General features: G+C 69.5%; 10 protein-coding genes. 4 read left to right on the forward strand and 6 right to left on the reverse strand.

The window, feature by feature from the left end:
• The first annotated feature begins 18 nt into the window (after positions 1-18).
• On the forward strand, positions 19-810 hold the full coding sequence (locus tag H0B56_RS04550) for an Abi-alpha family protein (RefSeq protein ID WP_180891603.1): 792 nt from the start codon (positions 19-21) through the stop codon (positions 808-810).
• Between the two features lie 43 nt (positions 811-853).
• Here the strand turns inward: H0B56_RS04550 and H0B56_RS04555 are convergent, their stop codons facing one another.
• The 5 genes from H0B56_RS04555 to H0B56_RS04575 all read right to left on the reverse strand — a co-directional run bounded on the left by H0B56_RS04555 (position 854) and on the right by H0B56_RS04575 (position 6805).
• The gene (locus tag H0B56_RS04555) at positions 854-1846 is read right to left on the reverse strand and encodes a protein kinase domain-containing protein (protein ID WP_180891604.1); all 993 of its coding nucleotides are present in this window, start codon (positions 1844-1846) and stop codon (positions 854-856) included.
• Positions 1847-1853: 7 nt separating this feature from the next.
• The gene (locus H0B56_RS22715) at positions 1854-3485 is read right to left on the reverse strand and encodes a serine/threonine-protein kinase (protein ID WP_343063747.1); all 1632 of its coding nucleotides are present in this window, start codon (positions 3483-3485) and stop codon (positions 1854-1856) included.
• Between the two features lie 151 nt (positions 3486-3636).
• Entirely contained in the window at positions 3637-4251 is a 615-nt protein-coding gene (locus tag H0B56_RS04565; protein ID WP_180891605.1) for a hypothetical protein, read from the reverse strand.
• A gap of 521 nt (positions 4252-4772) precedes the next feature.
• Positions 4773-6125 (reverse strand): hypothetical protein, encoded by a 1353-nt coding sequence (locus H0B56_RS04570; RefSeq protein ID WP_180891606.1) that lies wholly within the window; start codon positions 6123-6125, stop codon positions 4773-4775.
• A 377-nt stretch (positions 6126-6502) separates the two neighbouring features.
• On the reverse strand, positions 6503-6805 hold the full coding sequence (locus H0B56_RS04575; protein WP_180891607.1) for a chorismate mutase: 303 nt from the start codon (positions 6803-6805) through the stop codon (positions 6503-6505).
• Between the two features lie 318 nt (positions 6806-7123).
• Here H0B56_RS04575 and pcrA point away from each other — a divergent pair, with 318 nt between their 5' ends.
• Complete coding sequence (pcrA, locus tag H0B56_RS04580) at positions 7124-9553, forward strand: DNA helicase PcrA (protein ID WP_180891608.1); 2430 nt, start codon at positions 7124-7126, stop codon at positions 9551-9553.
• 115 nt (positions 9554-9668) lie between these two features.
• Complete coding sequence (locus H0B56_RS04585; RefSeq protein WP_180891609.1) at positions 9669-9947, forward strand: hypothetical protein; 279 nt, start codon at positions 9669-9671, stop codon at positions 9945-9947.
• Positions 9948-10080: 133 nt separating this feature from the next.
• Here the strand turns inward: H0B56_RS04585 and H0B56_RS04590 are convergent, their stop codons facing one another.
• The gene (locus H0B56_RS04590; protein WP_180891610.1) at positions 10081-10782 is read right to left on the reverse strand and encodes a M23 family metallopeptidase; all 702 of its coding nucleotides are present in this window, start codon (positions 10780-10782) and stop codon (positions 10081-10083) included.
• A 766-nt stretch (positions 10783-11548) separates the two neighbouring features.
• On the opposite strand from H0B56_RS04590, the gene H0B56_RS04595 reads away from it, so the two are divergent.
• Positions 11549-11983 (forward strand): ATP-grasp domain-containing protein (locus H0B56_RS04595; protein WP_180891611.1); only part of this gene is annotated, 435 nt, incomplete at its 3' end.

The following is an 11983-nucleotide window of genomic DNA, read 5'->3' on the forward strand; positions in this document are numbered from 1 at the left end:
GTGGGAGGACGCGACGGTATGCGGCGGTACGACACGGCCCGCGGGGCGCGGAACGCGGATGCGAGCCTGATCGATGCGGCGCCGGGGTTGGCGAAGCTGGCGGCGACGGGGTGCGCGCGGCTCGTGACGTGGGCTGTCGACACCACCGTGCAGACTGGCACGCGGGCAGTCGCCTCCGCGGTCAACGGCGCGGCGCCATCGCGGCTCGCCCAGGACGCCGCGAGCGAGCTGGTCGTACGTACCCGCAAGGCGCTGGAGTCGAGCGGGGAAGGACAGGTCCAGAAACTGCCGGGCAGGAGCGTGAGCGTGCACTGCTCGCCCGAGGAGCTGCGTTCCCGGGGCGCGGAGTTACTCTACCGTTCTGCGGATGTGCGTTGCACCGAAGGGATGCACCCGGCGTACGAGCGTATTCTCGACGAGATCGCGCCGGACGAGGCCAGGATCCTGCGTCTGCTGGCCGTGCGGGGGGCGCAGCCGACGGTCGACGTGCGGACGGGACGGCCGTTCGGCGTCGGTTCGGAGCTGGTGGCCGAGCGGATGTCCATGATCGGGCAGGAGTCGGGGTGCCGGTACGTCGAGCGAACCGGCGCCTACCTGAACAACCTGTTCCGGCTCGGCCTGGTGTGGTTCTCCTCGGAGAAGGTCGAGCCCGGCCGCTACCAGGTGGTGGAGGTTCAGCCCGCGGTCATCGAGGCGATGCGGCGGGCTGGCCGATCCGCGAGCACGGTGCACGGAAGCGTGCATCTCACCGCTTTCGGCCTCGACTTCTGCTCGGTTTGCCTCCCACTGGACGGTCCCGTGCGCAGCTAGGGCGTGTCTCCGGTCAGGAGCGTGCCGTACGGGACGGTGCTCGTCACCGCATCAGCAGTTCGACGACCAGGATCCCGCACAGCGCGGCCGCGCAGGAAGCGAGCACGGTGACGGACACCCGGGCGAGGACCTGGCCCCGTCGCCTGCGTGGCGGTGTGCGTGGTGGTACGGGTGCCGCATCGCGCACAACGGGTCGTGACGGGGGCGGTGATGCCGCCGGACGTTGGGTGCGCGGCGGCGCGGGCGATCGGTCGGGCGCCGACAGCGATGCGGGGTCGGGCGAGCGCCCGTGTGCCAGCGCGGTCAGGGCTCCTTCGACCCCGTACATCGTGGGGCGTGCCGCGGGGTCGCGGGTCAGCATGCGCAGCAGCACCTCGTGCAGTGTTCCCGTGGGGCAGGTCGTCCCGTCGTGTTCGGGTAGCGGGGTTCCGGTGGTCGCGCGGTGCAGTGTCGCCCCGAGCGAGTACACATCCGCTGCTGCGGTGGCGGTGAGGGTGTCGCGTACCTCGGGGGCGCGGTACGGCGAGTCCCCGTACGTCAGGCCGACGACGAAGTCGGTGATCTGCACGTCACCGTCCTCGTCGAGCAGTACGGCCGCGGGATCGACGGCACGGTGCACGAGACCGAGGTCGTGCGCGGCGCGCAGTGCGCCTGCCAGTCGCATGCCGAGGGTGCACACCTGTGCTGCGGGGAAGGGTGCGCCCGCGGTCAGTACGTCCGACATCGTCCTCGAGGGAACGTACTGGGTGATCAACCAGATGTCGTCGTGCTCGGCCACGGCCCCGTAGACGGTTGCGGCACACGGGTGGCGCAGTTCGCTGGCCAGTTCGGCGTCCCGGAGCGCCAGTACCTTTGCGCGTTGGGCGATTTGCCCTGCCTCGTCTCGGGCATGTCCGGGGCGGGCACTCAGCGGCCTGGCGGCCACGGTGCGATGCAGCTGTTCGTCGCTGGCGAGCCAGACGACGCCCCACTGCCCGCGGCCGAGTGGCTGCTCGAGCCGGTACCGGCCGCCGATCAGAGTGCCCTCGTCCGACACGTGACCCCTAAATCTGACTGCTGGTAGCGGTGTTCTGATCACCGTCGCCGGCGCCGTCGGCACCACCGTCGCCACCGTCGGTGCCGTCGTCGCCACCACCATCGGCACCACCGTCGCCACCGTCGGTGCCGTCGTCGCCACCACCATCGGTGCCGTCGTCTCCGCCGCCGGTCTCGTCACCACCGGTGTCGCCGCCATCAGCGGTGCCGTCGTCACCGCCGCCGCCGGTCTCCTCACCACCGGTGTCGGCACCACCGGTCTCGCTCGACGTGGGGTGGGTGGTCGTATCCCTGGATGTGGTGGTGCTGTCCGTTGGGTCGCCGGTGTCGGTGGTGCGCGCGGGCCGAGGGGTCGGCTCCGGCTCCGGTTCCGGCTCCGTGGTCGTCCGTGACCGCGTCGTGGTGCTCGTGCGCTCGGCACTCGTCGTCGGCTCCGTCGTGTCGTCCGTGACCGGCGGTGTCGGTGACTCGCCGTGTGACGTGTCCGGTTCGGCGAACACCCACACGGCCAGTGCGACCATGATGCTGGCCGCGAGCCCACTCGCGGCCAGCGGTTTCCAACGGCGCCCCGATCGGTCGTGCTCGGCATCGGTGTCTGCTCCCGCGCCTTCGGGGCCGGGTTCCGATCCCATCGCGGCAATCGGTGCGACGCGGGTCGCGTCCGGCCCGTCGGTGGCCAGTCCGGTGAGGGTTCCCGACGTGCTCGCCTGCTCCACGTCACCGTCGTAGAGCTTGTCGGCGGGGTCCTCGCCGGCACCGGCGGCACCGGCTCCGGCGGCACCGGCCTCTTGCGTGACGGGGCCACCCACCGGCGTCTCGCCACGTGCGACCGCGGCCAGTACCTCCTCCGCCCGCTCGGCGTCGGGCCGTTGCTCCTTCTCCGGATGTAGCAACAGGGCCAGTACGCTGGTCAACGGGCCGGACTGGACAGGGGGGTTGATCTGGCCGGCTGCTACGGCATGCAGCAGGCTGAGGGTGTTCTCGCTGAGACCGAACGGCGGTTGCCCTTCGGTCGCCGCGTACAGCGTGGAGCCCAGGGAGAAGACGTCGGACTCCGGGCCCGGCTCGTTGCCGAGCGCGACCTCGGGAGCGAGGTAGGCGGGTGTGCCCGCGATCAGTCCGGTCTTGGTGACGCTGACATCGTCCTTGGCTTTCGAGATGCCGAAGTCGGTGATCTTCACGATCCCGTCGTCGGTGAGTAGGACATTGCCCGGCTTGATGTCGCGGTGCACGATGCCGACCTGGTGGGCGCTCTTCAGGGCGGAGGCCACTTGCTCGCCGATCCGTGCGACCTCCAGCGGCGGTACCGATCCCCGGTCCTGGATCACGGTCGCGAGGCTGGTGGACTCCAGGTATTCCATGATCAGGCACGGCTGCCCGTGCTCGTCGGTGACCGCGTCGAAGACGGTGATCGCGTTAGGGTGATGCAGGCGGGCGGCGATGCGCCCCTCGCGCATCGTGCGCTGCCGCGCCTCCTCCGCTTCCGCGGCCTCGAGCCCGGGCTGCAGGAGCAACTGCTTGATGGCGACGACGCGCCCCAGCAGCTCGTCGCGACCCTGCCAGACTGCGCCCATCGCACCGGTACCGATTCGCCGGGTGATGCGGTAGCGGTCGGCGACAAGTTGCCCCTCGTCGCTCACTGCGTCGCCTCTCTCATGGTCGGTATCGGTTGTCTCCCCCGCCCGCGACACCACCAGCGGATGGCGGTGTCCGTAGCTCAGTGCCGTCCCTGCCGATGTGACCGGCTCGTGACAAGGCTATGCGTTCACTCTCCGCACATGAATCTGGCACTCAGGAACCCTGGAGAGGCACGTGTTGGGAGGAAAGCAGCCGTACCTCCGTAATACGGGGTTCGGGTTCGGTCGAGACGCGCAGGAGCTGGTCGAGCCGGAGGCGGGCGCCGGTGGGGTCGGTGAGTGTCACCAGGGCGCGAATCACGTCGTCCGACTGGACGTGCAACTCGTGTACCTCCAGGTCCGACGCGGTTCTCCAGACGTGTCCCCGGGAGGTCTCGATGGAAGCCTCCACGACCTCGTCGGTGAGCATCGCGATCGCACCCTCGGGATCTGTCGGAACGCGATCGTAGAAGGTGCGCACGACATCCTCCGCGGACTGCGGGCTGTCGGCCGTCGCGGAACCGGATTCCTGCCCGCGTCGAGGTGGCTGCGGTGCACGATCGGTTGCCGGGTTCGTCGCTGAACCGGGTGAGTCCGGTGCAGGGTCGGCGGTTCCGGGGGAGACATCGCCCGCGGTATCTCCGGGTGGCGGGGCCGCCGTTCCCAGGAGCGCCCGTATCCCGGTCGCGGTACCGGCGTCGAGCGTGGCGGTGCGCGCTGGTTCGGACGACGCGTTGACCAGCGCGGGGGAGGCCGTGACGGCGCCGCACAGCAGCGCCGTCGCGAGCACGAGCCCGGCGAGTTTGACGGCGCGGGTGATCGTGCCGTGCGGCCGGGGCCCTTCCGGTCGGTGCTGGTCCGGCCGGTGCTGGTCCGGTCCGGCCGGTGCTGGTCCGGTCGGTGCTGGTGCGGCCGGGCGTCCTCGGCAACGGCGGCGTCGTCCCGGGTCGCGGCCAGTACGGCCGGATCGCGCAGCAGTGCGTCCAGCTCGCCGTGATCGATCCACGGGTCGTCGTGCAGCTCCGGATCCAGCAGGTCGACCGCCGAGCGTGGCACGGCGGTCGCGCGGGGCTGTGTTCGCCTTCTCCAGGGCACCGTCTCGACCCCCTCGCTCGCTGCGTAGTGGCTACGTGTCGGCTCGTCCCCGACCTGGCCCGCGATCGAGCGGCTCGTCATCGGGTGCGCTGCGTTGCCGGTGGTCCTGTAGCCCAGGAAACAACATGTGCGATGCTGCTGCCAGCCGGCGTCGGCGAGGGTGCGTCTACGGTCGGCGAGCGGCGAGTGAATCGTCTGTTCGGGTGAGGATCACGCTCAATCCGAGGTGATCTTGTCACCTTCCTCGAACCGCAGGGTGCGCTGTTCCTGCGTACTCGAGCCGTCGTTGTAGACGACCTTGACCGTGTTCACGGTCATGCGCTTGCGCTGGTCGATATGGATGTGCTCGATCTCGAAGTAGGCGATGTGGGAGTACCGCTCCGCGATACCGTCCGCGCCTTCCTCGTGCAGCTCACCGCCGGTCTGTTCGTGCGCACGTTCCGGGTTCTCGGTGATCTCGTTCAGGAAGATCTCCGATCGGTCCCCCATGGTCTCGGCGTCCGGAGGGAACGAGTACAGGGGAGCGCGGCGGGTCTCGCGTGGTGCCGGGCTCGGTGATGGCTTCTGCGGGGGTTGCGTGGTCGTCGGGGGCGCCGATCCGGTGTCCTGTCCACCCTGTGACGGCCCGGATCCTCCGGTCCCGGCGGATGCGGAGTTGGTTGTTTCCGGCGTGCGTACACCGGCCAGATCGCTGATGCGCTCGGGGTCGGTGGTGGTGGGTCCGCCCTCGGTAGTGGTGGTGTCGTCCCCCGGCTCGTCGGTCGGGCCAGGCAGCCCATCGTGGTGCAGCTCGGGCTGGTCCCCGCGAAGCCCCGGCCAGCCGTCGTCGGCCAGCTGGTCGGTGGGCTGGCTCACCAGGTGCGAGCCGGCCACGAGCAGCGCGACGACGACACCCCCTGAGGACATCGTCGCGAACCAGGCGGCCTTGCGCCAGGAGCGCGGCGGGGTGACCGAAGCCGGGACGGTGCCCAGGTCGAACTTGCCGAGGCCGTCCGGGGGTGGTGCCGCGTATACCCGGGCATCGTCCTCCGGCTCGTCCTGCGGGATGAGGGTCACTCGGGTACGGGCCGGACGCTGGTCGTCCACGCCCACCCGCTCGGGGGGTGCCAGGGGCGGTACGTCCGGATCGGCGCCTGCCGTCGCGAGATCGCCACGGTCGCGCTCGGGCGGCTCGACCGGGGTATCAGCCGGCTCGACCGGTGTCCCGGGTGGATCCGGTGGGAGAGCCGCACCCCCGGACGAGGTGTCGGTGGGCAGGGTGCCCGCGATGTTCTCCCGCCCCGGCTGCTCGGGAGGTCGCCATGGGGATGTGTCGCCGGTGGGCGCCGGGAAGGCGACCGGTGGCGGCGCGAGCGAGCCGGACATCGAGGTACTCGTCCTCGCCCTGGGTACCGTGCTCGTCGCCATGCCGGCGGCGGCGGTGCTGTCCTCCGGACCGTCGGGCACCCGGTGGCGGGCCCCGCTCTTGCGCTTGGGCACGGTCGGGGTCCACGTCTTCGACCCGCCGCTACGGCGATGCCGGCCCGGCAGGGTTGGTTGGTCCTCCGGATCGTTGCTGTCGTGGGTCATGCCGTCGTGACCCTCCCTTGGCTCCCGTCTGACGGCATAACCCAGCATATGCCCTCGAATGGAGCAGTGGTACGCGGCTCGGCCGCGGCGGCGTACCGGCTACCCCGCGCGTGGTACCGCGTACCGGCGCTGTCCGGGTGCGCCGGCCGCGTACGCAACGACGGGGCCGAGGTACTCACGCGAACCAGGGTAAGCCGATCGGTGTCTCATCACAGCACCGGACCCTGAGAAAGGAGAGAGATCACTCTGACGCGCGCCGCCATATGGGTGATACCCGAGGAAACATGTGTTAGGAGAGTTCACAACGCTTGCGCACGATCGCCCGATGCGGTAGTGGGACTGGGCCCACAGCAGTGCCGAGGTCGCCACCGGCCCGCTTACCGGCCGAGCCGCCCACGGCCCAGGTTCAGCAGTGCCATCGCGAGCTGGCGCCCTTCCGGCCCGAGCTCGCCGTAGCGGGTGAGTACGTCCATCTCCCTGTTGTAGACGATCCGGGTGCCGCCCGCTGCCATCCGCGCGGCGCCGATCTGGCGGGAGACGTCCACCCTGCGCTTGATCAGCCTGAGAATCTCGTCATCGAGCCAGTCGATCTCGTCTCGGAGCTGGTCGACGTCGGCGGTATCAACGTCGGAGACTGGTTCCTCGTCGCGTTCCGCGCCGTCCGGTGCCCGTGTTGTCATGTGATCCTCCGGTCGGTCCGGATGTCGCCAGTCCCCTGAGACAACGAAAGCCCCAGGGTCTGCCGACTCCGGGGCTTGCTGTGATTGCTGGCTGTGCACTACGCGATCACGGGAGCCGGAGTCCGGATCCCGTAGAAAAATCGAGTCACGTTGTGCATACAGCTATCGTGACACACTGCGGCGCGCCGCGTCGAACGGGCCGTGTGTGCCGCGGGGTCCACGGCGGCCGGCAACGGACTGCTGCGGAGCTGTGCCGGAATCCGCATGCGGCCCTCTGCCCGCTGGGATGTCCGTGCGTACCGGTAGCGTGGTGAGACGATGAGCACCCTGTTCGACCGCCCCGGGGCGTACGCTCCGAGTACGGCTGACCACCCGGACCTGCTGGCCGACCTCAACGACGCGCAACGCGACGCGGTGACCCACACCGGTGGTCCCCTGCTCGTCGTCGCCGGAGCCGGATCCGGCAAGACCCGGGTGCTGACGAGGCGAATCGCGTACCTCCTCGCGGAGCGGGGAGTGCACCAGGGCCAGATCATGGCGATCACCTTCACCAACAAGGCAGCGGCCGAGATGCGTGATCGCGTCGGTGAGCTGGTCGGGGTGCGCTCCAACACGATGTGGGTGTCGACCTTCCATTCGATGTGCGTGCGCTTGCTGCGGCGGGAGGCGAAGACGGCCGGGCTCGGGTCGAACTTCTCCATCTACGACGCCGACGACTCGAAGCGCCTGCTCACCCTGGTGGCGCGCGATCTGGACCTCAACACCAAGAGGTACACGCCGCGCACGCTGGCCGGTCAGATATCCAACCTGAAGAACGAGCTGGTCGACCACACCGACGCGGCGTCCAAGGCGAGTAACGAGCTCGAGCGCACGGTCGCGGAGGTGTATGCCGAGTACCAGCGCAGGCTCCAGCTCGCCAACGCGCTCGACTTCGACGACCTGATCATGCGCACGGTACATCTGCTGCAGGCGTTTCCCGAGGTCACCGAGTACTACCGGCGGCGATTCCGGCACGTGCTCGTTGACGAGTACCAGGACACCAACCACGCGCAGTACACCCTGGTGCGGGAGCTGGTGGGTACCGGCACGAGCCCGTCCGGGGTCGAACCGGCCGAGCTGTGCGTCGTGGGCGACGCCGACCAGTCGATCTACGCGTTCCGCGGGGCCACGATTCGTAATATCGAGGAGTTCGAGCGGGACTTCCCCGAGGCGCGCACGATCATGCTCGAGCAGAACTACCGCTCGACCCAGACGATTCTGTCCGCGGCCAACGCGGTGATCTCCCGTAACCCCAACCGCAGGGACAAGCGACTGTGGAGCGATCTCGGTGCGGGCGACAGTATCGTCGGCTATGTCGCCGACAGCGAGCACGACGAGGCGGCCTTCGTCGCAGGCGAGATCGACGCGCTTGCCGACAGCGGCGAGGCCGGCTACTCGGATGTCGCGGTGTTCTACCGGACCAACAACCAGTCCCGCGTGTTCGAGGAGATCTTCATCCGGCTCGGGCTGCCGTACCGGGTCGTGGGGGGTGTGCGGTTCTACGAACGCAGGGAGGTGCGTGACGCGCTGGCCTACCTGCGGGTGCTCGCCAACCCGGAGGACACCGTCAGCCTGCGCCGCATCCTCAATGTCCCCAAGCGCGGCATCGGGGAACGCGCCGAGGCCGCCGTCGCCCATCACGCCGAGCGCGAGCGCCTCTCGTTCTCGGCCGCGCTGCGTGCCGCGGCCGACGGGCGTATCCCCGATCTCAACTCCCGCGCACAGCGGAACATCGCGGCTTTCGTCACGCTGCTCGACGAGCTGGGCGAACGTGTCGAGCGCGGTGACGACGTCGCCGATGTGCTCGAGGCGGTACTGGAGCGCACCGGCTACCGGGACGGCCTGGCCGAGTCGGACGATCCGCAGGACGCGACCCGGTTGGACAATCTCACCGAGCTGGTGACCGTAGCGCGGGAGTTCGCCGAGAGCGCTGTGCCCGCCGAGGCCGCGGAGGCCGCGGAGGCCGCGGAGGCCGTCGACGAACTCGACGAGGAAGGCGAGGAACAGGCCCTCCCCGCGGGGTCGCTGGCCGCGTTCCTCGAGCGGGTGTCGCTTGTCGCCGACGCCGACTCGCTTCCGGCCCCGGACGGGGGCGATGCCGAGGACACCGAGCAGTCCGACAGCGGGATGGTCACGCTGATGACGGTGCACACCGCCAAAGGGCTGGAATATCCTGTCGTCTTCGGCACCGGGATGGAGGACGGGATCTTCCCGCATATGCGCGCCCTCGGAGAAGAGGCCGAGCTGGCCGAGGAGCGCAGGCTCGCCTACGTCGCCGTCACCCGCGCCCAGCGTCGCCTCTACCTTTCCCGCGCGCTCACCAGGACGGCGTGGGGTCAGCCGATGAGCAACCCGGCCTCGCGCTTTCTCACCGAGATCCCGGGCGAGCTGGTCGAGTGGCGACGCTCGGCCCCCTCCGGTGACTCGTTCGGTGGTTCCGGTGCGCCACGGGCCGCGACCACCTGGGCGGGGTCCGGTCAGGGAAGCGGCCAGTCGGGTCCGGTGCGCGGTACCGCGAGTACGGGTTGGAAGGACGCGGTACCGATGAAGCTCGATGTCGGAGACAGGGTCAGTCACGACAAGTACGGGCTGGGCACGGTGGTGGCGACGGAGGGGACGGGTCCGCGCGCGACCGCGACGATCGACTTCGGCGCATCGGGGCAGCTCAAGCTGATGCTCATCGGCAGCGTGCCGATGAGCAAACTCTGAGCCGACACGCCCGGAAGCGCACCCTCGTGCGGTAACGCGCAGATACGTGGTACAAGTGACTCGAACGAATGTTCGATCAACAGTGCCGAGGCGGTGCCGACGTGAGGGGTGCGAGGTGGATGAGTGGTTCCCGCTGTTCGCGGCCGCAGTGTGGCGGTACCTGGACGCGGCCGCCCGCCGGGCGGATTCGGATCCCTCCGCGGCAGCGGTGGACGTGCGTACGCTCGCGGCCGCGTGGCGCACCCTGCTGCGCGTTCACCGCGGCGTGGAACACGGTGGGTCGTGCGCGCGGTGCGTGCGACGGCGCAGGCGCGGTGGCGGGCGCACCGAGGTGTGCTCGGTCTGGCAGGTGGCGATCGGTTACTTCGTGCGGAGGCCACCTGGCGACCGCTGACCGGGCGGAGCGGCCGTGGCGTGGCACGGCGCGTCAGGGGCATTCGCCGCCGGGTGGCCGGCTCGTCCGGATACGTCGCCGGCTGGTGCGCCGGCTACTGCCCGCAGGACCACCGGGATGCGGGCCAACGCCGTCAGTAGTGGATGCCGTGCTGGGCCAGCCATGTCAGCGGGTCGAGCTTGGCACCGCCGTCTCCCTGCCACACCTCGAAATGCAGGTGCGGTCCGGTCGACTGGCCGCGGTTGCCGACCTCGGCGATCTGCTGGCCGGCCTCGACCCGCTGGCCGGGTGCCACCGAGTAGCTGTTCATGTGGCCGTAGACGCTGACGTGGCCGTCGTCGTGCTGAATGCGTACCCACAGGCCGAACCCGCTGGCCGGACCTGCCTCGATCACGGTGCCGTCGGCTGCGGCATGGATCGGGGAGCCGATCGGGGCCGCGATGTCGATCCCGTTGTGGCTGCTTCCCCACCGGGCGCCGAAGGCGGAGGTGAGAGTGCCCTCGGCCGGCTTGACGACCGAGGGGCGAGCGGCTTCCTCGGCAGCCCGGCGTGCCGCCTCGCGCTCGCGCTCCAGGCGCTCCTGAGTGACCTCGTGGCTGGCCGCGAGCTGCTCCGCCTCGTTGCTGGCGTCGCTGTCGGTGTCGGCGGGCAAGACCTCGGGAGCGACCACGGGTGTGCCACCACCCATACCCAGAGATTGCTCTGCTTCCTCCGCGTCATGGGAGCTGGCAAGCGGAGTCACACCACTGTCCGTCCCGTTGGAGGTGGTGTTGTCGATGGTCTGGCCGGCGGTAGCGGCGGCGAACGCGCCCGCGGCGACGGCGGCGACGACCATGCGACCGCGCATGGCCGAGGTGGGAGCCGGTACTCGATGCGTGCCGCGCTCGCGCGTGGCGCCATCACGGACAGCCGCCGCGATGGCCGGGGAAGGTGTACGACCGCCGGGGGAGCGGTGTCTAGCCAAGACTGGGGCCTTCCGTTGCTCGGGGGCGCCGGTCCGTTCAGGACCCGGGCGGGGGACCCGGATGAGCGGCGTCGGGGGTACCGCTCAAATGACCCCGCGCGAGATCGCACGGTGCCTGTCCTGTCTGTGACCGGACTGTAATGGGGACTGGAGGACAGTAACGAAGAGGTACCAGTATCCGCAAGATCCATCACGCGTGTCTTTGCCGTATCCCGCCTTCGGCGGTTCCGTGACGCATCGCATTACCCAAGGTAGACGGAGCGCTACTCCAATAGGTGTGACTTGCGTTACGAAACAGTGTCACGTGTGGTCGAGGCGGTCGCCGCCGCGCGGCGCACGCGATGTCGCCTCAGCAGCGTCAACAGTGGGCCCATTCCGGGCGACCGTGCCGAGGCGAGTCGAGCTACTCGACGGTAGCTCGTGATCGCGGACACGCTCACGCTATCGCGGTGACCGAGTTCACCGCAGGCGGGCTGCGTGTTGACCGGCGAGGTCGCTAGGGTCGTCACATCCGATATTTCGCAGCAGCGAACTGGAGTGACCCGAACGAGCGGTAGTCACCGGTGTACAGCGAGCGCGGATGACCCGGCTCGGGAACAAGCCCCACAACAGTGGCGTGTCGTCAGGAGACTGGAGAGTGGACCTCTACGAGTACCAAGCGAAGGAGCTCTTCGCTAAGCATGGAGTGCCGGTGTTGGCCGGTGAGGTGGCTGATAGTGCGGAGTCCGCGCGTGCGGTTGCGCAGCGTCTTGGTGGCCCGGTGGTGGTCAAGGCGCAGGTCAAGACTGGGGGGCGTGGTAAGGCCGGTGGTGTGAAGCTGGCTGAGACGCCGGAGGAGGCTGCGGCTGCGGCCGAGGCGATTCTGGGTCTGGATATCAAGGGGCATGTGGCTCGGCGGGTGCTGGTGACCGAGGCGTCACAGATCGCGGCGGAGTATTACCTGTCGTTTCTGGTGGATCGGGCGAATCGCACGTTTTTGGCGATGGCTTCGGCCGAGGGGGGCGTGGAGATCGAGCAGCTGGCCGTCGAGCGGCCGGAGGCGTTGGCGAAGGTGGCGGTCGATCCGTTGGTG

Origin of the sequence: Haloechinothrix aidingensis, assembly GCF_013450155.1 — a bacterium.
In the GTDB taxonomy this organism is placed as follows: Bacteria; Actinomycetota; Actinomycetes; order Mycobacteriales; family Pseudonocardiaceae; genus Haloechinothrix; species Haloechinothrix aidingensis.

Bases quoted from the DNA above. Each gene is read 5' to 3' on its own strand.
- H0B56_RS04550 (WP_180891603.1), top strand. From the start codon at position 19: ATGCGGCGGTACGACACGGCCCGCGGGGCGCGGAACGCGGATGCGAGC.
- H0B56_RS04570 (WP_180891606.1), bottom strand. From the start codon at position 6,125: ATGACCCACGACAGCAACGATCCGGAGGACCAACCAACCCTGCCGGGC.
- H0B56_RS04575 (WP_180891607.1), bottom strand. From the start codon at position 6,805: ATGACAACACGGGCACCGGACGGCGCGGAACGCGACGAGGAACCAGTC.
- pcrA (WP_180891608.1), top strand. From the start codon at position 7,124: ATGAGCACCCTGTTCGACCGCCCCGGGGCGTACGCTCCGAGTACGGCT.
- H0B56_RS04590 (WP_180891610.1), bottom strand. From the start codon at position 10,782: ATGGTCGTCGCCGCCGTCGCCGCGGGCGCGTTCGCCGCCGCTACCGCC.